Below are 22,957 nucleotides of genomic sequence, written 5' to 3'. Positions count from 1 at the left end.
GTATACTATGAAAATTCTTTTCTTTTTTATGACTATAATGTTCGCTTTCAATCTGGTATTTGCAGATGATTGTTCTATACAAATTATCGGTTCAGATATGATGAAGTATGATCTTCAGGAAATTAACATTTCTTCAAAGTGTGTTTCTTTTGACATTAAGTTGAAACATGGTGGGAAATTACCTGTTTCAGCAATGGGGCACAATATTGTTATTACTGAAGAATCCAATTTTATGCTGGTTGCTCAATTAATTAACATGGAAAACGGGATTGAAAATGGCTATCTCCCAACTTCTGACAAAATACTCTTCAGATCCGATATGATTGGAGGTGGAGAATCTACTTCCTTGACAGTTGATCCTTCCAAGCTAGATAGTACCAAAAGTTTTATCTATTTTTGTTCTTTTCCAGGTCATTGGGCAATTATGAAGGGTAAAATTAATCTACTTTAATTTTCTGATATTATCACTTTCACAGACATGCTTGGTTAATCAGATTTGACATCTTCGATTCTTTCAATGTCATCCCCATAATCTGTTAAGCTATGATTGATTTCTCCGTTGTCAATTCGCTGCCAAGCAAATTATTTTGCAAATGTGGTTTTTCTTTTCATTCTAAGTGATACGGCTTTTTCTTCAACTTTGCTTAAGCTGTTTCGAATCCATTTAGTGAAAAAACTCTTTGTTTCTTACGTTTTGATTTTTTTCATCAAAATTTGAGTCCACATTTGCTTAAATTTTATCTCTAATTTAGTTACATTTTGAATATTTCATCTAGTTGATCAACCAAAAAGATCATTTTTACCAATAACCTATCCTAATTCCCAAACCCTCTGAACGGCCCCGCCGAGAAACCAACCCTGAATTAGACATCGTGATTCTTTGTGAATGACGGAGACTCCACTCCAGGAGTTGGTCATTAAGTTCACGTTTAATTTTGGAGTAGCCAGCGTCATCTCCAAGATCATTCAGCTCCATAGGATCCTCCTGCAAATCGAACAGAACTGGACGATATCCGACAGTATGAATGTATTTCCAACGGTGAGTGGCCACCATGTAGATCCGAGCTTTTTTTGGATCTGCGTTTAGTAGTGAAGATATTGGAGCAACTGAGTAATCGTATTCGCTGATTGCGCATTCTCGAATGGACTTAGTAGATTCACTGTGCAGCAAAGGTTTGAGAGATTTTCCCTCAAGAATATGATCTGGGAAAGCTCCTCCCAAGGCTTCGATGAATGTTGGAATCAGGTCAATTGATTCCACTAACTCTGTGGATCTTGACCCACGTGAGGAATTAGCCGATTGAGAAGGATCTCGAATAATCAAAGGAATCTTTACGGACGGTTCGTGAAACCAATCTTTCTCCCCCAACCAATGATCCCCTAGATAATCCCCGTGATCTGAAGTGAAAATAATTAACGTTTGATCGAATGACCCTTGGTCTTTCATGAACTGAAATAGTCTGCCGAGGTGGTCATCTAACTGTTTGACGAGGCCAAGATATGTTGGCAAGACACGATCACGGACTTCTCTCTTAGAGAATGCTCTACTTACTCGTATTTTAGTTAGTGCTTCATAGATTGGATGGGGATTCTTCAACTCATTTTGCGATCTAATCGCTGATGGGAGTTCAAGATCTCGAAATAATCGATGGTAGGGAGATGGAGCAATATAAGGCCAATGGGGTTTGATGTAGGATAAATGAAGACACCATGGAGATTGGCCATGCAGTTTTAGAAATTCAAGTGCACGATTTGTTGTGTAAGCTGTTTCTGAATGCTCTTCTGCAACCCTCGCAGGTCGATGAGCGTGCTGCATGTACCAACCTTCCAATACCGCCCCATTCTCTCCCTCCGCTGAGTTTGCCCAATCATTCCAAGGGTTCTGGCCAGAGTAGCCGAGGTTATTCAAATATTTTTCATAGGTTGATTTGAGAGGATTGCATCTTCCTTTGGGTCCTTCTGGATAAAGTCCTTCCATCCGATCAAGAATCTGGAAACCACATTGTTGGAGTAATTGGCCAGTGGGGGAGTCTAGCCCAATGCCCATTCGTTTTATACCAGAGAGATCAGGATAGAAATGAGTTTTGCCGACAAGCCAGGTCGCCAAGCCTTGCTCTCTCATAAAATCACCTAGAGTGAGTTCTCCTACTTTTAGAGGAATTCCATTCCAAGTAGCACCGTGTGACTGTGAATAACGACCTGTGTAAAAAGACATGCGGGAAGGTCCACATATGGGAGATTGGCAATAGGCCCTGTCAAAAGTGACCCCCTCCTTGGCGAGTAGGTCAATGTTTGGAGTTGAAACTAGGGAATCTCCATAGCGGGACAAGCAATCCCAGCGAAGTTGGTCTGCCATGATGAAAAGTACATTCCTAGGAAGAGTCATTTTTCTTTTTCTATAATTTACAAGTAAATATTTGAAACTATTATTTATTTTTTACAGGCTTTTATTTTTTAAAGATAAAGAAGCTGATTAAATTATCATTCCAATTGAGGGTTTTTCGGGGGTGAATGAGAGGATTTCTCTGACATTTCTGACTCTGAAGAGCCAGTCAAACTCCTGCAATTGAACTAAGTGGTCGTCCATATATAAAAATGATCAGTTCTCAAAACCACTGAAATTAATGATCAAATTTCAGTAAATAATGTTTTCATCGATTTATTCGGGTTCTTGTGCACGAAAATCTGCAGTAGATCTCTGAAAATATTGTGACAAGAAAGTAAATTAATTGATTTTTTTCACTATTTTTTTCTCCCCCCGATCTCCTCACACATATTCTCTAACTTATTTATCCTATTGATATCGTAACTGCTTGTGGAGTAGGCAGCTACAGATCAACGAAAGGTTTCTTTGAATTTTTCAGATTAATTATATTTTTGAGAATTAAAGTCGCAGTTCCTATCATTCTCATGAGTTAGTCAGGAAATCTGAAAGTTTGCTACGGAAACCAATGGCATATCTAAATCAATAAGGAGGCAATTATGGAAGCTCTAAATTTTGTAAACGCAGACAATACAACCAATCATCATCTCGCATTTGCTGGAGTTTTAGAAGCTTCTGATTCAAGTGAAGATGAAGGAAATTTTGTGGCTAAATCAGCGCGTTCATCTGCTGTGGATAAAGAGAAATCTTCGATTCAGGATTCTTTTCAACTTTATGTAAAAGATGTCAGCAGGGTCGAACTGCTTGATCGCAAACAAGAGTCAGCACTAGCCAAAAAAATTGAATCACATCGTCAAAAGATTGAAGAGATCCTTTTCGGATCAAAACTGGTTTTTGATGAAATCCAAAACTTGGCACAACGACTGGAGAATGGAGAGATCACCATTCGTCACATCACTGTTGTTAATGATGATGATGATTTTGAGACGGATGAAGAGAGCCGAGTTGAGACCTTAGTTCAGCAACTTCGTCTGGTTTCTGATGATTTCATTTCAAGGCAAATGATCAAAAATTCTGGTCAAGCTTCAAAACTAAACCGATTGGAAAAGGAAGAGATAGATAAATTGTCCAATAGAATCCATTCGCAGATTCAGTGGATTTCTTTCAATCAAAGCCAGATTGAAAAATTCACAGAATTTCTTGTTCAACGAGTTCGAGAAATTGAATGTGCAAGCGAGCAAATTGCCGAGCTTCAACAATCCCAGAGTGTAGAATCCAAAAAGCTTTTCAAGTCGATGCAAAGTTGGGAGGAAGCAAAAAAACCTGGAAATGTCCCAATAGAGGCTGCCCTACAATTGGAAATTAAGGATCTGGAAGGACAGTCATTTAAGGACGTCTTGCAGGAATATCAATTGCTGGAATCAGTCATGAAGTGGAAAAAAGATTTGGTTGAACAGACTGGTCAGGATGAAAAGGAATTTTTATCCCAAGTGATGAAATTACAGAAATCACTAGAAGTCATGAAGACAGCGAAAAACCGTCTAATGGAAGCCAATCTTCGACTTGTCGTTAGCATTGCCCGCAAGTACTTCCATTGTGGACTGGGGATCGAGGATCTAATTCAGGAAGGCAATTTGGGGCTGATGAGGGCTATCGAAAAGTTCGACTACGAGCGAGGTTGCAAATTATCCACTTACGCAAACTGGTGGATTCGCCAGTCGATGTCCAGAGCAATTGCAGATCATTCGAGAACCATTCGGATCCCAGTTCACATGATTGATAAAGGGAAACGCGTACTGAAGACCTCTCAGCAATTGGGGATGGAATTGGGACGTCAGCCGACACTGGTTGAGGTAGTCGAGCGCAGCAGGATGCCAGAAGAACTTGTCCATGAATTGTTGCACAACATGAATGATCCTCTTTCCATCGACAAGCCATATGGAAGTGAGGAGGGAAGCACCCTGCAGAATGTGGTGCCAGATCAAAATGTGGTGGATCCTCTTCAAACTATGATGAAAACTGACCTCTCAGAGGTTATTGAGGAGATGCTGACACAGCTACCGCCACGTCAGGAGAAAATTGTCAAAATGCGATTTGGAATTGGTCACAAGCGGGAGTACACACTCGATGAAATTGGCAAGGAATTTAAAATTACTCGGGAGCGGATCCGACAGCTACTTTTTCAAGCGCTTGTTAAATTACGACATCCTTGCCGAAGCAATTTTCTGAGAGGCTACTACGTGGAGGGATGTTGAATTTCTCTTTTACTCTAAAAATTGGGGTTGATGTTCAATCAGCCCCTGACTCAATTTACAGTGGAAACTGCTTATCGTCATTAAGGCTACTTCGGTGTGCGTAGCGAAAAGCCTTGTAGTGCAAAGTGGAATGCTGGATTTGATCTAAGCAGAAGGTTTCACGATTATTCGTTACTCGACTATACTCATAGGTTAAGAATGGATGGAGTGATAATAGATCCGGGCTGTTCGCACTCTGTAGATAAAGACGGCCACTTTTAAGATGCTGTCTAAGCTTGAGCGTTTCACTTGGAGGTACAAAAAATCCTCCCCGTAATCGCTTGATTGAATAACTCACTTCCTCCCCAAGATCGTCTGAGAAATCGCTGATCTGATCAATGAAGAGCAACTCATATGACGTCATTGGTTCGCTGTACTTACACATTTGTACCCAAACCGGCAGAACTAATTCTAACCAGGCACTAGCGTGACCTGAATCTGCATTAACGGGATCGTGGATGCGATTACGATAGCTGACCAATTGTTGCAATGCTTCAGAAAAGCCACCCCATTCTCCACGTTCTGTAATCCAAGCTCTTGGAACCTCCCGAACCAGCTGTCCATACAAATCTGCATCGTAAAAAGCTCTGGCGATTCGTTTCCCGACCCAAACCCAACTACCATCTGTCATCGGGCCTTGGCGAAAGCGATGACGTAATTCTGAATTTAATTCCTTTGAAAAGCAGCCAGCGTGAAGATACTCTGCACAGATCAGCGCTGAAAAATATTTTGAAACGATCCCAATAGCATTCAACATGTTGATGTGGCAGCGATTCGGGTCTGTTTCTGCCATTCTCAAATTTTGTGCATACGCTAAAGGAGAGGGTAGATCTATTCTAGCCCAAAGATCAATTGGTTGTGATTGTCCCGTAATAGCTCTATGAGCTTTTGCTTTCAGTTCCTTATTTTCACGAACCAACTGCTCTATTTGTCGTAGTAAGCGTTTTTCTCGTTGGTGAGAGGTTTGAAGCTGATTTCGTAAATCTTCTAGACCTTTTTCAAGTATTCTTTTTTCAGGCTCACTCTCTAAAGTTGGTTCATTGGAGATTGGCGATTCACTGCCAGTTTCTGCTAAGAATTCCTCCCAGTCCTCTTCTGTAGCAAAAGAATTTTTTTCAGCAAAGTTCCAGTCAAGGCCATCTATTCTCTCTTGAAGGGCTTGAAACACTTTTTCATCCAATGTGACCACTTGGATTTTCTTTAAGTGATTTGTAGGAGTTTCCTCAAGAATTTGATGGAGGGTCCCTAAAATAACATCTGCCATCAAACTAATGGGAAATCCTAATGATCCAGAGCCGATTAGAGGAAGTGCTAGAGACTTTGCCTGAATTTCTTCAGATGTAGCAATGAGGTTGTTCAGACCGACTCGAATTGCATCTAGGACGAGTTCTTGTACGATTTCCCAAAATTCTTGATCTCCCTCCTCTAGATGAGCATCCCGACTCATTTCTTCCCAAGAACGATGTGTTGCCAAATGAAAGATCCATCGGCAGGGTAACAAATCTCCTTTTGTTACACAGACAGTCCCAAGAGGCACAGGAAGTTCAATGTTGGGATCATGTAATAATGCTTGCTGAATCCTTCCTTCGGTAATTTCTTGGATGCACTTTGAAATTTCAGAATAGCCAAGATGCATTTGGTTATTGCATGAATTGACGATAGCATCGACACTGAGTTCAGTGATATCTCCAAGAATTGCTTGTAAACGCATCAAAACCTTATTAGGACGATGATGGTTTTATTCAAATTGCTGCATCGGAATGTTTTCCCCTCAGAATAAATCAATTATTTTCAAGAAATGAAGATGTCGTAGTTAGTAAATAGGCTATCGTAGTTTGGTGAAACTACATTTGCACTCAACTTGTGTCAAGAATTTATCAAAAGCATCATCTACTGAAGTTTCTTATGGCAGAGATCCGTTGCAGATGAACTTATACATTCCCTAAAAAAGAAGATATTGAAATCGCAACCAACACGTACTTCCTCAGTGATTAATTTGCGTGAAGTTATTGATGACGCTATTAAAATTATCATTTTAAAGTAAATGCAATGGCTGAATTAAATAAGATTTTGGAATTTTTACCGAATAGATTACCAAGAATAGCTGAGGAAGGTCCATTCCTGACTTCAGTTTCATGCAAAGAACTAATTGATGAGATTGCTGACGACTTGCCTATTACACACGGTTTTGTGGAGGGAGTGGTCATGATGCTACAACAGAATTGGGAAGCGATGGGCCTCTTGGATTCAACGAAGCTCCGAGAAGGTTTGTGGCAATTTACTAGTTACCCAGCCAGTCTGATGGCTCGTTCCCTCTTGGATAGTTTGGCAACGCCAAGGCCCCAATTTTTTGAAAGTGGCTGGTGGCATAATGAAAGTTACCTAGAACAACAACGAAATTTACTGATCGAGGTTGAAAATCGCAGAATTCACTTCCATAAAGAACATCAGCCAGCCCCGATACGTGAGGTGCAGGTAGCCTGGGCATTGATCAAAATTGAAAACAGCCTCTTGTTTAATCATCGGGAGGATCGTGAGCGAAAAGCTAATCCAAACCATGTACTGATCGGGGGGCGTCTTAATTTACATGACTTGGAGAAAGCTTTCCCAGAATCAACCATCGAAGAGCGTCTAGTATGGCAACAAACTGCGGATGTAAATCACATCCTCCAAGCACTTCCCCATACTTTGTCTAGAGAACTGAACGAAGAATTGGGTCTGCTATCACAGCATTATCAGGCTGAGTTACACCAAACACTTGATAGCTATGACAAGTTGGAGGGAGCCCGTGCAAATCATGCTTATACTAGATATCAGATATACTGTTTCACAGTTCAATTAACACAAACAGGATTTCAACAGCTTTGCAGGAGACAAATCGAGATGCCAAAGGGCCAATTGGTCTGGGCTACCTCGGATGAAATTTTGATTGGAAAGCAGGGTGACCGTAAGTTTTTTGTGGATGCTTGGCGAGAGAGTGCGGGCAAATTGTTTTGGCAACAACTCAAGGATGTTCCCAAATCTATGGTCATGGCTGATTTGGTGGAAGAACAAGTTGATTTGCCTTATGGGCCTGAAAGTCTGTTGCTCTATGGACGCAGCGGACAAGAACAGTCACTGGAAATCGAGTTGGACGAAAGGCAGCAGTCCTGGTTGATTGGGCTTGCATGGCTAAGGCTACATCAGGCTGATTTTCCTCTTGAAGACATTCCTGATTGGATCCAAATTCATCCGCTTGGTTGGTTGGAATTGGATGAAACGAGAGAGGCAGAACGGGAAGAGCTTAATAAGCTAGCAGAAATATTCAGAAATTCAGGTCTCCCAATTGTTGAAGGGAGCGATGCAGGTTGGTTTCGGATGTCGGTAAGTAAAGGCCATCTCTATTTTGCTGAAACTTTTTTTACGCTTCGGCCCTATCACGAGAATGATAAATACGAACTGCATTTACTCGTTCCAGATCTAAAAACTCCGATCGGTGAACTTCCTGATTGTTATCTCTCCATTCGTGGAATCACACCCACAGTGTATCGGGATATGGTGAAAGTGCTGAAGGGACTCCCTACCGATGAACTCGGGGACCCAAAGCGATCTTTTCGCGAACAGCTAACTAAGCACGCCCAACCTCTGGGCTTACGGATACCCATCCGAAATGACGGCTTTAGCTTCTATACTCAATGTGAAACCCTTTGAGTTTATAACATCTCCAGACCCAACTCTATGGCAAGAGTAAGGAACTCTTTTTCTTGTCATAGGGCCCCTCCTACTTTGATTTCACTTTCATCTGAATCAGAAAATTTGTTCTTTTGAAAAAAATAGAATCAAAAAATCTTATGATTCTAATGAAAAATTAAATATAACTTACTGTTATAAGATGTCTAATTTTAGATTTCATTAAAGCCGAAATTTCTACTAATAATTTTTAATAATGTTCGAATGAACATTTTAGTTGCGCATCTGAACATTCTTTGGCAAGTTCCACATCATGATAACTAATTTTCGTCCCATGGATCTTTCCGAACGTCAGGCACAAATTGCGGACTTGGTGCGAGAGGAAGGATTTCTTCATGTAGATAGTTTGGCTGATCGATATAACGTCACCTCACAGACGATTAGAAGAGACCTAAATATAATTTGTGATTGTGGTTTGGGCAGGCGTCGTCACGGAGGAGTGGAGCGAATAAGTGGCTCTGGCAATCTCTCGTATCGATCCAGACAAATCCTCGCAAGAGGAGCGAAAGAGAATATTGCAGAGAAAGTTCGAGATTGTGTACCCCATCATACAACCCTAGCCTTCAGCATTGGAACAACCCCAGAAATTGTAGCAGCAACTCTTCTCAAGCATGAAAGTCTGAGAATCTTCACACATAATTTGAACATTGCAATGCTGGCCTGCTCCAATCCAAGCTTTGAAGTACATATTGCAGGAGGCAGAATTCGAAACAATGACTGTGATGTGCTGGGTAAAGGGATGGAAACACTGCTCTCCTCCTACATTTTCGACATTGGAATTTATGGAGTCGCTGGGGTAGATGAAGACGGAACTTTACTGGATTTCACAGATGAAGAGGTTCAAGCTAGACAACTGATTCATAAAAACAGTCGAAAAACGTTCTTGGTTTTAGATCAAACCAAGTTCTCACGTACTGCACATGTCAGGGGGGGACAGATCGGTGAGGCTACAAAAGTTTTTTGTGATGGAAAACCACCAACCAAAATCATGGAGATTTTGGATAAATCTGGGTCTGAATTGATTCTCTGTGGTCGAGATGGAAGCAAATGAGTGGTGTACGAGTTGAGAATCTTGTTAAGCAGTGGGATGATTTTCGAGCTGTCGATGGGGTTTCTTTTGAGGCGTCCGAAGGCACGCTAACAGTCCTGCTAGGCCCCTCAGGTTGCGGAAAATCAACAATCCTTAGGTTGATTGCGGGATTGGAGTTTGCTGAATCTGGAAGAGTATTAATTGATAATCAAGATGTTACTCAAACAGATCCCGCGAAACGCAGTGTTTCGATGGTTTTCCAATCCTATGCACTTTTTCCTCATCTGGATGTTCGCGAAAACATCATTTTCGGCCTGAAAGTTAGAAAGATTCCCTCAGCAGAACGAGAGGCTCGTCTGCGCGCTGCAGTAGAGATGGTTGGACTAGACAAATTACTTTCCAGAAAGCCAGCTCAACTCTCAGGAGGGCAACGTCAACGAGTTGCTTTGGCTAGAGCGATTGTAGCCAATCAGCCTGTTTGCTTGATGGATGAACCGCTGTCCAATCTCGATGCAAAACTGCGAGCTGAGATGCGTGAGGAAATTCATCGACTGCAAAGGAATCTCAATCTGACGATGATCTACGTAACACATGATCAAACAGAAGCGATGTCTATGGCTGATCAGGTCGTTTTGCTGAAAGATGGTTGGATTGTTCAGGTGGGAGCACCAGCAGATCTCTATGATACACCTTCTTCTGTCTTTGCCGCTCAATTCTTGGGTACCCCTCCTATGAATATTCTATCCAAGAAGGTCGTTCCTGCTTTTTCTAGAAACCCAGACTCTGTTGAGTTGATGGGTATTCGACCAGAGAAAATCAAGCTTTCAAATGATGGCATCCCAATGAGTGTGGATGCTATTGATTACATGGGGGCTGAGACTGTTCTGCGATTGCTTTATCAGGATCAGCGTCTGATGGCCCGCATTGATGGAAAAGCTCAAGTGTCCATCGGAGAATCGGTCTCAGTCAATTGGGACCCTGTTGACTGCCATGGATTTGACAGAAATGGCAACCGAATTTGTGACTCATAGTGAGTCACATCACCCGACTGTAGCAAAGCTAGAGTCGAGTTTCAGAACCAGATTGGTTCTTTAATTCCCAGCGTCAAAAGGGAGATAGCATGTTCAAGAGACTGAAAAAATTTGCGACCGGTTTTGCGCTGACTGCAGGGGTCTGTTTTGCCTCAGCATTAGCTTATGCACAAACTGAGTTGACAATGTACTATCCAGTGGCCGTTGGTGGTCCACTGACTAAAATCGTTGATGGGATCGTTGATGACTTTATGAAGGAAAACCCTGATATCAAAGTCAGCGCAATTTATGCAGGAAATTACAATGATGCCAGAATCAAAGCTCTTGCAGCCTTGAAGAGTGGGCAGCCTGCTCAGTTGTCTGTGATGTTTTCTATCGACATTTATGAATTGATTGAACAAGACGCGATCATCGCATTTGATGACATCGTCTCCACGACAGAAGACAAGGCTTGGTTGGACTCCTTCTATCCAACCCTAATGGAAAATGGCCGCACTGCTGGCAAAACTTGGGGCATTCCTTTTCAGAGATCGACTATTGTTATGTACTACAATAAGGATGCATTCCGTGAGGCAGGCTTGGATCCAAACAAGCCTCCAGCCACATGGGATGAGTTAGTGGAAGCAGGAAAAAAATTGACAGCAAGCGATGGATCAAAGTGGGGAATGATGATTCCATCCACAGGTTATCCGTACTGGATGTTTGGAGCCTTGAGCATGCAAAACGATCAAGTTTTGATGAGTGGCTCTGGGGATAAAACATTTTTTGATGCAGCAGGAACTGTGGATGCGCTTCAATTTTGGAAAGATCTTGGCTCCAAGCACAAAGTAATGCCAGAGGGAACCATTGAATGGGGTACATTGCGTCAGAATTTCTTGGAAGGTAAGACTGCGATCATGTGGCACTCAACAGGAAACCTAACAACGGTCAAGAACAAGGCTAGATTTGATTTTGGTGTTGCGATGTTACCAGCAAACAAGCGGAGAGGAACCCCAACTGGTGGAGGAAATTTTTATATTTTCAAGCAGACATCAGAACCAGAAAGGGTTGCCGCAATGAAGCTGATCAAGTTCATGACAAGTCCTGAGCGTTCAGCAGAATGGTCCATCAAAACAGGTTATATGGGTGTTAGCCCGGCTGCCTATCAGACTTCCCAGCTAAAGGACTATGTTGTTGATTTCCCCTATGCAGCTGTAGCTCGAGATCAGTTAAATTATGCAACAGCGGAACTCTCTACATTCCAAACAGGCAGAATCCGTAAGGCCTTGGATGATGCCATTCAGGCTGCCTTAACGGGTGCAAAATCACCTGAAACTGCCTTGAAGGAGGCCCAATCTACGGCTGATCGTTTACTGCGTTCTTATCGCTAATTTCAATTGACGGTCTGACATTGCTTGGACCGTCAACATCCCTCCCACTAAGATATCTTTTCATGCGATCTTCTAGTCCGGGAATGCGACATGTTTACGGATGGTTGTTGCTGACTCCGGCTGCTATTTTGCTGATTGCATTCACGCACTATCCCACCATAGCGACCCTCATTGACAGCTTCTTTTCCAAGTCTTCGGCCATCCGACCAAGTCGATTTATTGGGGCCGGCAATTATGAAGCAATGTTGGAAGATCCAATTTTTTGGAAGGTTCTGTTCAATAACCTTTGGTTCGCATTGGGAACCATTCCTACTTCAGTTGCCATAGCGATTGTAATGGCCCTTCTTGTCAATCGTTCCTTGCCTGGCCAAGGGTTTTTGCGGATGGCTTATTTTACACCAACGATCCTGCCAATGATCGCTGTTGCCAACATCTGGTTGTTTTTCTACACGCCAGAAATTGGTTTAATTGATCAGATTTTACAAGGACTTGGGTTTTCAGGGCACAATTGGCTGGGAGATCCAGATACCGTCCTAGGAGCGGTGATTGTCATGACAGTTTGGAAAGAGGCGGGTTTCTTCATGATCTTTTATCTGGCAGCACTACAACATCTCCCAAAAGAGTTAGAGGAGGCTGCAAAATTAGAGGGTGCTTCTCGATGGTACTTCTTCTGGCGAGTTACCTTCCCTTTGTTGATGCCAACGACTCTTTTTGTTTTGATCAATGCGGTTCTGAATTCCTTCAAGCTTGTCGACCATCTTTTTGTTCTCACAAAGGGTGGTCCTGATAACGCAAGTAATCTTTTGCTGTATTACATCTACGAAAACGCCTTCTCTTATTTTGATCCAAATTATGCTTCCACACTCACGGTAGTACTTTTGGCGCTCTTAGCAATTTTAGCTTTGCTTCAGTTTTTTCTGTTCGATAGAAGGATTCATTATCGATGACTGAACAACTTCGTTTACAGAAATATTGGACATATTCTATCCGATTAGAAACCCTGGGTGCGTGGTTGCTGGCACTTATTTGGATCTCACCTCTATTGTATGCATTTTGGGCAGCCTTCCACCCTAGCGAATATGCTGTCAATTTTGAGCTGTTTGCCCCAATCACTCTGAATAATTTTGGTGAGGCGCTTTCTCAAGCCCCTTTTCTGCAATACGGGTTAAACACTTTCGTGCTAGTAACAATGCTTCTGGCATCACAGATGGTTATTTGTACATTGGCTGCCTACGCCTTTTCTCGTTACCAATTTGCCGGACAGAACATCGCGTTCTCTTTAGTGCTAGTTCAGTTAATGATTACCCCTGAAATCCTAATCGTTGAGAACTACAGCACTCTTGCAGACTTGAGTTTGGTGGACACAATCACCGGAATTGGACTGCCCTACATGGCAAGTGCATTTGGGATTTTTTTGTTGAGGCAGACCTTCAAATCTACTCCCAAAGAGTTGGAGGAAGCAGCTAGATTGGAGGGATGTGGGATGTTCGGTGTTCTTTTGCGGGTTTATGTTCCGTTAGCAAAACCAACCTACCTTGCCTACGGGTTGGTCTCAATCAGTCACCACTGGAATAATTTTTTGTGGCCTTTGATTGTTAGTAATTCTGTGGAGACAAGACCTCTTACGGTTGGATTAGGGGTTTTTGGAGCACCAGAATCTGGAGTCGATTGGTCCATTGTTTCGGCAGCAACCCTGCTTTCGGTAGCACCATTAATGATAGCATTCCTGCTGTTTCAAAGACAGTTCATCCAGTCCTTCATGCATTCTGGAATCAAGTAGTCCTTCATTAAACGAAAGACTTCAGAACCCCACTGGCACATGAGGAATATAGGGAGCTTCCAACCGGTCAATCATCTCTAGATCCAGCACTAAATCCAAACCACTGAGCATCTGCTCAAACTGTTCTGACCTCGTATAGCCGATAATTGGTGCTGATACCCCTTCCTTCTGACGAATCCAAGCCAAAGCAACTTGTACCATCGGACAGCCAATTTCACTGGCAATTGCTTCAACATTACTGATAACTGCGTTGTCCGCATCGATGGTTTTGGAATACATATTTTCGAGAACGTTGTCTGTTTCAGCCCTTGCTGTTGAGATACTAACTGGGCGCGCCAATTTGCCTCGAGCGATGGGGGACCATGGAATCAAACCCACGCCTTGGTCCAAGCAAAGTGGAATCATCTCGCGTTCCTCCTCGCGATAAATCAGATTGACCTGATTCTGCATACTTGTGAAGTGAGCCCATCCATTCTCCTTTGCAACTTGCTGGGCTTTGGCGAATTGCCAGGCGTACATTGATGACGCACCGATATATCTGGCTTTCCCAGCTCGAACTACATCATTCAAAGCCTCCATTGTCTCCTCGATCGGGGTAACTGGATCCCAGCGGTGAATCTGATAGAGATCCACGTAATCAGTCTGAAGCCGCTTCAATGAGTTATCAATTTGTCGCATGATAATTCTTCGAGACAATCCTCGCCAATTTGGATCCTCATCTCCAAAGACCTTGGTTGCCAAAACAATCTGATCCCGTCTAACCCAGCTCCATAGCACTCTTCCAAGAATTTCTTCTGAAGAGCCGTCTGAGTAAACATTGGCAGTATCAAAAAAATCAATGCCCGCATCAAGCGCCTGCCGAATCAAGGGTTTTGATTGCTCTTCAGGGAGGGTCCAAGCATGATTTCCGCGCGTGGGTTCTCCAAAGGTCATGCAACCAAGACAAAGTTCTGAGACAAACAATCCTGATTTTCCAATTTGCTTACGTTCCATTTTTCTCTTTAATCCAGGGGTTTAATTACCTAAAACGAGTCTGCTTGACGGTTTTGTGAGATGCTTTTAGAAAGCAACGTTCCAAGAAAAGTCTCAAATTTGGAAAATTCAATTTCTGGAGATCCCAGGTCCCTCCTTTTCTAAGCATTTTTCAATGTAAATTTTGGTAGAATGATCTGTAGGGTTTTGGTCCCCAATCTTTGAGAAGAGTTTCTTAGCTTCAAAGAAATCTCCATTCTGAAACAGGCTAAGTGCCGCCGTAAAATCTCCTGAGAATTGGATTTGTTCTTCCGTTGCCTGGGTTATGGATTCAATCAATTCATAGATTTCCACCTCTTGTTTCTTCCCCTTTACGGCTACGGAACCAAGCGGCCTGAAAAGAAATGCCTTTTCTGCAGCATCACGAGTGTCACTGCTGACAATGATTTCGGTCTTATAGATCTTGTTGACGCCCTCAAGACGACTAGCCAGATTCACACAGTCTCCAACAACTGTGTAATTCATTCGACTCTGCGAACCCAGGTTGCCAACCAGAGTTACACCAGTATGAATCCCAAATCGTGACCAAAAAGGCCTCTTGCCTTTCAACTCCCATGACCGATTCATTTCCTGGATTCCCTTGCTGCAGTTCAATGCTGCTTGACAGGCATGAATTGCGTGTTGTTCAGAAGGTACTGGCGCTCCCCAAAATGCCATGACTCCATCTCCAAGATACTTGTCGACGGTACCATGATTAAATCTTATTGTGTCCGCCAACATGCCAAGATACTCTGACAGTTGAAGCATCAGGGGTTCGGGGGCCATATTTTCTGAGATCGTGGTGAAGTTAGAAATGTCCGCAAACAAAATGCTCAAGGTTCGCTCTCTTCCACCAAGAGTTGCGCCTTCTCCTTGCTGGATTAGCTGACGAACAAGTTCAGCTGGAATGTAGGATTGGAAGGCTTTCAGACTATTGCGCATTGCGACCATACCATGGCTTAGTGCCTCTACTTCCGTGATGGATGAATCAATATTAAATTCTCCATCAAGATTCATCCCTTCAATCCTTTTTTGTTCCTCTGTGATTCTTTCGATTGGTCGAGAAATGCTGTTGGATAACCACCAGGCTATACCAATTGAAACTAACAAAACGCAAAGAGAGATGAGGACAATTCCTGTCTGCATCTCCTTAAAAAAACCGATAAAATCATCTTCAGGAACAACGATTCCGATCAGCCAGTCCTTACCAAAGTTGCTTGGAAAAGGAGTGAAGACCGAAAAATAATTGATCCCATTTTCAGTTACTGTGAAGGAGTGCTCTCCGGTCTCGAAATAGTTATTGATAGCTTTCTGAACAGAAGGAAAATCTAGCTCAGCGAATTGTAGTGGTCTCATCTTCTCATTTTCCATTTTCATCAGCTTGATTTTTGGAAAGGCTATGACATTTCCTTCTTTATCGAAAATGAAGACAAGGCCTCCTTTCCCAACTTGTTGATCCTCAAGAAACACCGACAGTTGATCTAACTCGATATCAACACCCACAACACCAATCAGATCTCCAAATGCATTGAAATAGGGTTCGGCTACGGTAATTCCTGGTTTCTGTGCTGTGAAAAAAATATAGGTATTGGTCCAGAAGATCTTCTCGGCTTTTTGAGCACCCTGATACCAAGGTCTGAGCCTCGGATCGTAGTTGTCATCTTTATTGAGTCTAATTTCACTGAGTTCACCTGCAGCGTTAAGATTTTTCCAAAAGCTATTCACGATAGTACCTGTGTTCTCATCCCCAATTATATTCAAATCTTGTAAACCCTTTTCTTCAAGAAGGTTCATAAATTTGGTTAACAGTTCACCTGTCGGATCAATCACTTTGATTCCAGTTTTTCCTTCTCGCATTTGCTTTGCAAATAGGAACCGTCCTTGTTCGTCTCCTACAAAGATTCCTGAAATCTGAGGGTGCATCTTCAACATGTCCAAAGCGTGGACTTCAAAATGAGTTTCAAGGGAGTCGCTATGCTTGAGAGAACTTTTGAGTCTGCTGGGATTTTGAGTGAGATTGGTTGCGATCTGTACTGCAGGCTTCAGGAAAGAGATCGCTTCGTCACTGACATTTTTCGTGACAGTAGAAACTAGATCTTGAGTGATTTGGTCTACACCAGTAGATGTCTGTTTCTGGGTATAAAAGAAGATGATTGATACCGTCGCTATCAAAAGTGCAGAGAAAGCGACGATGATGTTAACTTTGAGTTTAACTTTCAAAGAAACCTATTAAGTAATTGTTTATAAAGAAAAGTTTATCAAAATAGATCAGTTGATTTTGAAAGTAAAACTAACATTCTTAGTAGAAAAGTAAATCAGTAGTTGGTTTTTTTGTTGGCCTTTTAGGATTATTCTATTTCTTAAAAAAATCATTGGGGGGCTTGCCCAAGGGTTCCTCTAAATTGAATAGTGGTTTGAAGTTTTTCGCTATTCTCAAATTTTTCACCGTTAATCAATGAAACAAGAATTTGGGCAGCTCGGGTACCCATTCTACGGTGAGGCACATGTACAGTGGTTAGTGGTGGATCAACCACTTGTGCTAATTCAATATCATCAAATCCTGTGACAGAAACATCATCGGGAATTCTAAATCCCATCTCTATGGCTTTCCTCAGAGCCCCGACTGCCAAGACGTCATTACCTCCAATCACAACAGTGGGTCTCTGTTTTCCACCCATGATTTTCTCGAAAGCCTTTGAACCATTTTCAATTGAGTAGCTGGTCTGCACCAATTGAAGATTCTTTTCTGGCAGATCAGCCTTTTTCATAGCCTCCTGAATTCCCTTGAAGCGATTTCTTGCTCGATCATTATTCTGAAGCGACGCGGTAATAAAGCCAATTTGGCGATGACCAAGCTCTATTATCTTTTTGGTCAAGTTACTCATGGCCTCAACGTTATTAAAGCCGATTGCTGGCCGAGATTCAGACGGATCGAAAGCCCAAGTTACCAAGACTGGAATTTTACGATTTCTCAAAAACTCATAGATAACCGGATTGCGGTCGTAACCAATCAGCAGTAATCCTTCCGCACCTCGGGCAATCAGGTTTTTGATCTGCTCCTCCTCTCTCGCTTGCTTATAAGAGGAACTAGCTACCAACAAGGTAAAGCCATGGTTGCTTAGCTCCTCTTGAAAAGCTTGGATGCCTCTAGCAAATATCGAATTCTCTATTGTAGGAATCACTGCACCCACTGTTTGAGTTCTGCGTGCTGCCATGGCCCGGGCACCAAAATTTGGTGTGTAGGACAGAGCATCGATAGCTTTAAAAACTCTTTCTCTAGTGTTGGGGTTAACTCTTTCGGGACTATTCAGGCAACGTGATACCGTCGCAGTCGAAACCTGAGCCTGTTCAGCAACATCTGCGAGAGTCGCGAGTTTCTCTAAGCTATTGTTCGACTTTTTTTTGTTGGAATTCAATTTTTTCTATCCTGAAGAAAATCTATCAATTCAAAGAGTTAATAATATATAGTCAATTTTTTCCAAATACTAGTCTATGAAAGCGCTTGCATCAAAATTTATATTCGGTTAATTGATTTGCCATGTAAGCGTTTACATAATGCTTACTGAAGCCATAATTGTGTGGTAATTACGAATGAGAAGGTAGATGTTTCTGACGATCATTCTGCTCGTTATTTTCTTTACAAATGTTTTGATTGGAACTATGGGAGGACAACCTTTTTTGGGTGACGTCGGTGAAATGTTGCTGTTATTGGTAGCCTCCATAATTTTCACAATCACCATATTGAAACGTGAGCAGGTTGAGAGGATAGAACGAAACAAGTCCAACGTAAATGGCGCTTAAGCAAAGGAGTCCAAACATGAGTGATGAAGCAAAAGAACTACAGTCAGTCAGTCGCCGGAATTTTCTGCAACTGGTAGGCAAGGGCAGTTTTACAGCAGCCATGGTGGCCGGAGCCGCAGGTGCTCTCTCTTCTAGTGAGGCTGTGGCGCAAACAGCAGCTGAAGAACGCAAACGTGAAAAGGAAGCTGCTCATGTAATGACAGTAGCAACCGCATACGTCTTAGGAGCATCTAGAAGCTACCCAATTCTACAGCTGGATCTCAAAGAAAATATTCAAAACTCCACCAACGGCAAAATTTACGTAAAGCTGGCTCCAGGTGGGCAATTGGGAGCTGGAGGTGCGCTTGCTCAAAAAGTACAAGGCGGCACTATTCAGGCCGCCCAACATTCCCTCTCAAACTTTGCCCCCTTCGCCTCTGCTGTTGACTTAATCAACATGCCATATTTTTGTGGATCGAATCAGCGCTTCACTAATTTGGTGACTTCGAACGCTTGGAAGAATGAGGTTCATCCTAAGGTAGAGGCCAGTGGATTCAAGGCACTTTTCTACATTGTCATTGATCCTAGAGTTGTTGCCATTCGTAAGGGTGGTCCTGGTCCGGTAATTACTCCAAAAGATCTTGATGGAGTGAAATTCCGTGTTCCCGGTTCAAAAATGCTGCAGCAGTATTACCGAATGGTAGGGGCCAATCCAACCCCTGTGGCATGGGGTGAAACACCATCAGCGATTAAACAAGGTGTTGCTGACGCTCTAGATCCTTCGGTGGGAGCACTCTTCGTGTTTGGCTTCAAGGATATCCTGAGCCATGTAACATTCACTCAGGCAGTTCCAGACAGCCAAGTGTATTCTTGTAATCTGGAATGGTTTAAATCCCTTCCATCCGATGTTCAGGACGGAATTGAGTTTGCGAGTGAGGTTACCGCACAACAAAACCTGGCAAAGGTGCCTTCTGCAAGAAGCTATGCAATGGCTGAATTGGTCAAATCTGGAGTAGAATTTCATTCTTTGACACAGGATCAACTTGCTGAGTGGAAAGCTGCTGGTGGATATCAACGATCTGAATGGGACCAATTCAAGGTTGAATTGGCTGGGTCAATGGAGGCCTTTGACAGATTAGAGGAGGCTGCAGGAACCATGAGTCGCTACTACGTTCATGATGCTTGATTCCGCCCCTTTGTTTTGAAGCTGAATTGGATCAAATCTTCAAATTCGATGCTTTTCTGAATTCTTGGAGGTTTGATCTTTTCCAGAATGAGTCTTACTAAACATTTTAGATCAGTAAACTTAAAAGACTTGTACCGTCTAATATTTAAAAAAAATTAAAATTTTTGATTTAGTGAAATCTGCATGCAGAACTTTTTAAAAGTCCTGAATAAAAATATTGAGAAGTGGTTGCTATTGGTGTTTTACATTATGTTAGTTTCAACAATGGCAATCGAAGTCTTGAGGCGCGAAGTTTTTTCTTATTCATCGATTTGGGGTGAAGAAATTGTTAGGTATTCTTTCATATATTTAGCTTGGATCGGAGCTGCAGCAGCATTTCGGGACAGAGCTCATATCAGAATCGATGTCATCATGCACTACTTGGCTCCAAAGTGGAAATCCTTGCTGTACATGTTGGGAGACTTGATCTCACTCGCTGTTGCTTGCATTGCCCTGTACTGGTCTTTTGAAACTGTTCTAGTCTCGGCAAAGTTTGGCTCTGTGAGCCATGGTTTACGTATCTCTATGGTCTGGTTTCTTTGTGCGATTCCAATTGGCTTTAGTCTGATCACCATTCGCTTGATCCAGTCCCTGATTCATGATTTTAAAGCTTTCAGAGAAGGCCGTGAAGTCTTTGAAGGCTCGGCGTTGTTTGAGTAGCTGAGGAATCATCATGCTATGGAGTCAATTACAGGATCAGGCTGTAACATTGGGTTGGGACTTTTACCTACCAGTGATCATGTTCGTGGTGCTCTGTGCCTTGGCAGTTCCTGTTTGGGTTTCCATCGGTTCAGCAGCAATCCTGATGCTGATCATGTCAGAAGCTCTGCCGCTATCTTTGATCGGAGAAAGCCTCTTTGATGGAATTGACGCTTTCGCTCTAACAGCAGTCCCTTTGTTCATTTTAACAGGTGATGTCCTTGTTCGAACAGGCTTGAGTCGCAAGTTTCTGGATATTGCAGACGCTTTGACTTGTTGGACAAAGGGGGGATTCGGTTCTGCAACGGTTTTGGTTTGTGGGATGTTTTCCTCCATCTCTGGTTCAGATGCAGCGGGAGCTGCTGCTGTGGGCCGGATGACTATCAGCCGTCTGGTCGAAAGTGGTTATCCCAGGCCTTATGCTTGTGCACTTGTGGCCGCTGGTTCTTGTACAGGTATACTCATCCCACCATCGATCTCTTACATCATCATCGGACTTGTTCTCGGGATTTCAGCTTCCATTCTCTTCTTGGCAGCTGTTATTCCTGGTCTAACGATATTGTTGTCAATTTTAATCACAAATATTGTGATGAATCGTTTGAATTCCTATGAATTAGGTGAAAATATTACAGTTATTAAGTGGTGGCAGAATCTTACCAAGGCTTTGAAATCTGGTTGGTACGCTTTTATTGTTCCCGGAATCATCTTCTATGGGATTTTCTCTGGTTCCTTGACGCCTACGGAGGCGGGTGCTACTGCCGTCGTCGTGACCATTATCATCGGCTTTATTCTTGGCACCCTGAAATTGTCTGACTTCCCAGACATGTTGTTGAGTTCAGCCAAGGTCAATGGGGTGATCTTACCAATCATCGCATTTTCACTACCTTTGGCTCAGGTTCTAGCGATTCTTGGAGTACCCCAAGGTTTTGTCTACTCGGTGACATCACTCACAGAATCACCCGCTATCCTCATTTTGATGATGGTGGCAATGCTTGTGATTGCAGGGTGTGTGATGGAGGCCACCCCAAATATTGTTATTTTGGCTCCTATTCTGAAGCCCCTTGCTGACAATATTGGAATGAATGAGATTCAGTTTTGCGTGATGATGATCACAGCTCTTGGGGTAGGATTTATCACCCCACCGCTAGGGCTCAATCTCTTCGTCGTTTCAGGATTGACAGGAGAATCAATCCTCAACATTGCCTGGCGCGCTATTCCATTTGTCTTCTTTATGATGCTCGTAGTTCTACTGATCGCATTCGTGCCAGAAATTTCCACAACGATGCTCCCTGAAATCTATAAGTAAACTTGAGAGATGTCGAAAATCTATTTGAAGAAAGCTAGCTTCACTGCTCAAACAGATGCCTCAAATGTCCACCAAACTGTCCAAAATATTCTCAGTGAAATTGAAGAAGGTGGAGACCAAAAAGCCCTCGAATTTGCTGCTAAGTTTGACAAGTACGATGGGCATATTCTGCTTGATCAGGAAGAAATAAATAAGGCTGCTACCCTTGTTCCTGAGAAGGTGAAGAAAGACATTATTTTCGCACACGATAATGTGAAACGATTCGCGGAAGCTCAGCTATCAACCATGCAGGATGTTGAACTGGAGGTGGTGCCTGGCTTGATTGCAGGGCAAAAGAGTATTCCTGTCACCACCGCTGGTTGCTACATTCCAGGTGGGCGATACAGTCATATTGCTAGTGCGATCATGACTGTCACCACCGCAAAGGTTGCTGGGTGCCAGAACATCATTGCCTGCTCCCCACCTCGGCCAGGTGAAGGGATTGCTCCAGCAATTATTTTTGCGGCAGACCAATGTGGGGCGGATACTATTCTTGCGATGGGTGGGGTACAAGGTGTGGCGGCAATGACTTTTGGTTTATTCGGTTTGCCAAAGGCTAATATTCTGGTAGGGCCTGGAAATCAGTTTGTTGCTGAAGCGAAGCGAATTCTTTTTGGAAGAGTCGGTATTGATATGATTGCCGGCCCAACCAATAGCTTAATTCTAGCCGATGAGTTTGCTGATGCTGAAATTGTGGCAGCTGATCTTGTTGGGCAAGCAGAGCATGGTTATAACTCACCTGTTTGGCTGGTGACCAATTCACGTGATCTTGCTAAACAGGTCATCCAAATTGTTCCAAAACTGATTGATTCCCTACCCAAGGTTAATCGTGTGAATGCAGAGGCTGCCTGGCGAGATTATGCTGAAGTCATTCTCTGCGAAGACCGGGAAGAGATGGCAGTAACCTCAGACGAATATGCTCCTGAGCACCTCACCGTCCAGGCCAATGATTTAGATTGGTGGCTGGATCGTCTCAAGTGCTATGGATCTCTCTTTCTAGGTGAAGAGACAACAGTGGCCTTCGGAGATAAAGCGTCTGGCCCAAACCATGTGTTGCCAACCTCAGGTGCCGCGACTTACACTGGGGGGCTTTCTGTGCACAAGTACATGAAAATTGTGACTTGGCAAAAGTCAACCAGAGATGGAATGAAGGACATCGCCGAGGCTACAGCTAGAATCTCTCGTCTTGAAGGCATGGAAGCTCATGCCAGAACAGCAGACATTCGTTTGGCCAAGTATTTTCCAACAGAACAATTTGATCTGACAGCTGGAAACTGAGG

At 42.9% G+C, this 22,957-nt stretch carries 18 protein-coding genes; 13 read left to right on the top strand and 5 right to left on the bottom strand.

What is annotated here, in order from left to right:
- On the top strand, positions 1 to 451 hold a 451-nt coding region (gene azu / locus P8O70_19060), incomplete at its 5' end, for an azurin (GenBank protein ID MDG2198940.1).
- Between the two features lie 348 nt (positions 452 to 799).
- On the opposite strand, the gene P8O70_19055 is transcribed toward azu, so the two are convergent.
- Positions 800 to 2,386, bottom strand: coding sequence for a sulfatase-like hydrolase/transferase (locus tag P8O70_19055; protein MDG2198939.1), 1,587 nt, complete (start codon positions 2,384 to 2,386; stop codon positions 800 to 802).
- Between the two features lie 596 nt (positions 2,387 to 2,982).
- Between P8O70_19055 and P8O70_19050 the strand changes: the two genes are divergently transcribed.
- Positions 2,983 to 4,638 carry a sigma-70 family RNA polymerase sigma factor gene (locus P8O70_19050; GenBank protein MDG2198938.1) on the top strand — a complete coding sequence of 552 codons (1,656 nt, stop codon included), beginning with the start codon at positions 2,983 to 2,985 and terminating at the stop codon, positions 4,636 to 4,638.
- 55 nt (positions 4,639 to 4,693) lie between these two features.
- On the opposite strand, the gene P8O70_19045 is transcribed toward P8O70_19050, so the two are convergent.
- Positions 4,694 to 6,388 (bottom strand): macro domain-containing protein, encoded by a 1,695-nt coding sequence (locus P8O70_19045; GenBank protein MDG2198937.1) that lies wholly within the window; start codon positions 6,386 to 6,388, stop codon positions 4,694 to 4,696.
- Between the two features lie 338 nt (positions 6,389 to 6,726).
- On the opposite strand from P8O70_19045, the gene P8O70_19040 reads away from it, so the two are divergent.
- From P8O70_19040 to P8O70_19015, 6 genes are all read left to right on the top strand, one after another.
- Complete coding sequence (locus P8O70_19040) at positions 6,727 to 8,367, top strand: hypothetical protein (protein MDG2198936.1); 1,641 nt, start codon at positions 6,727 to 6,729, stop codon at positions 8,365 to 8,367.
- A gap of 292 nt (positions 8,368 to 8,659) precedes the next feature.
- Positions 8,660 to 9,457, top strand: a complete 798-nt coding sequence (locus tag P8O70_19035) for a DeoR/GlpR family DNA-binding transcription regulator (GenBank protein ID MDG2198935.1) — start codon at positions 8,660 to 8,662, stop codon at positions 9,455 to 9,457.
- Positions 9,454 to 10,467 (top strand): ABC transporter ATP-binding protein, encoded by a 1,014-nt coding sequence (locus tag P8O70_19030; GenBank protein MDG2198934.1) that lies wholly within the window; start codon positions 9,454 to 9,456, stop codon positions 10,465 to 10,467. Before P8O70_19035 ends, P8O70_19030 begins: the two co-directional genes overlap by 4 nt.
- A gap of 89 nt (positions 10,468 to 10,556) precedes the next feature.
- Entirely contained in the window at positions 10,557 to 11,837 is a 1,281-nt protein-coding gene (locus P8O70_19025) for an ABC transporter substrate-binding protein (protein ID MDG2198933.1), read from the top strand.
- A 62-nt stretch (positions 11,838 to 11,899) separates the two neighbouring features.
- Positions 11,900 to 12,784, top strand: a complete 885-nt coding sequence (locus P8O70_19020; protein ID MDG2198932.1) for a sugar ABC transporter permease — start codon at positions 11,900 to 11,902, stop codon at positions 12,782 to 12,784.
- Positions 12,781 to 13,617 carry a carbohydrate ABC transporter permease gene (locus P8O70_19015; protein ID MDG2198931.1) on the top strand — a complete coding sequence of 279 codons (837 nt, stop codon included), beginning with the start codon at positions 12,781 to 12,783 and terminating at the stop codon, positions 13,615 to 13,617. The genes P8O70_19020 and P8O70_19015 overlap by 4 nt, the downstream gene beginning before the upstream one ends.
- A 21-nt stretch (positions 13,618 to 13,638) precedes the next feature.
- On the opposite strand, the gene P8O70_19010 is transcribed toward P8O70_19015, so the two are convergent.
- From P8O70_19010 to P8O70_19000, 3 genes are all read right to left on the bottom strand, one after another.
- Positions 13,639 to 14,610, bottom strand: a complete 972-nt coding sequence (locus P8O70_19010; protein MDG2198930.1) for an aldo/keto reductase — start codon at positions 14,608 to 14,610, stop codon at positions 13,639 to 13,641.
- A 108-nt stretch (positions 14,611 to 14,718) separates the two neighbouring features.
- Positions 14,719 to 16,848, bottom strand: a complete 2,130-nt coding sequence (locus P8O70_19005; protein MDG2198929.1) for an adenylate/guanylate cyclase domain-containing protein — start codon at positions 16,846 to 16,848, stop codon at positions 14,719 to 14,721.
- Between the two features lie 149 nt (positions 16,849 to 16,997).
- The gene (locus tag P8O70_19000; protein ID MDG2198928.1) at positions 16,998 to 18,044 is read right to left on the bottom strand and encodes a LacI family DNA-binding transcriptional regulator; all 1,047 of its coding nucleotides are present in this window, start codon (positions 18,042 to 18,044) and stop codon (positions 16,998 to 17,000) included.
- Between the two features lie 187 nt (positions 18,045 to 18,231).
- Here P8O70_19000 and P8O70_18995 point away from each other — a divergent pair, with 187 nt between their 5' ends.
- The 5 genes from P8O70_18995 to hisD all read left to right on the top strand — a co-directional run bounded on the left by P8O70_18995 (position 18,232) and on the right by hisD (position 22,955).
- Positions 18,232 to 18,429, top strand: a complete 198-nt coding sequence (locus tag P8O70_18995; protein ID MDG2198927.1) for a hypothetical protein — start codon at positions 18,232 to 18,234, stop codon at positions 18,427 to 18,429.
- 16 nt (positions 18,430 to 18,445) lie between these two features.
- Positions 18,446 to 19,594, top strand: a complete 1,149-nt coding sequence (locus tag P8O70_18990) for a TRAP transporter substrate-binding protein (protein MDG2198926.1) — start codon at positions 18,446 to 18,448, stop codon at positions 19,592 to 19,594.
- Between the two features lie 183 nt (positions 19,595 to 19,777).
- Positions 19,778 to 20,293: a TRAP transporter small permease gene (locus tag P8O70_18985; protein ID MDG2198925.1), complete on the top strand. Its 516-nt coding sequence runs from the start codon at positions 19,778 to 19,780 to the stop codon at positions 20,291 to 20,293.
- Positions 20,294 to 20,306: 13 nt separating this feature from the next.
- The gene (locus tag P8O70_18980; GenBank protein ID MDG2198924.1) at positions 20,307 to 21,638 is read left to right on the top strand and encodes a TRAP transporter large permease; all 1,332 of its coding nucleotides are present in this window, start codon (positions 20,307 to 20,309) and stop codon (positions 21,636 to 21,638) included.
- 9 nt (positions 21,639 to 21,647) lie between these two features.
- Positions 21,648 to 22,955, top strand: a complete 1,308-nt coding sequence (gene hisD / locus P8O70_18975) for a histidinol dehydrogenase (protein MDG2198923.1) — start codon at positions 21,648 to 21,650, stop codon at positions 22,953 to 22,955.
- Positions 22,956 to 22,957 lie beyond the last annotated feature (2 nt).

The organism is SAR324 cluster bacterium, from assembly GCA_029245725.1.
Lineage (GTDB): Bacteria > SAR324 > SAR324 > SAR324 > NAC60-12 > JCVI-SCAAA005.
This window is presented reverse-complemented; position numbering and strand designations above follow the sequence as displayed.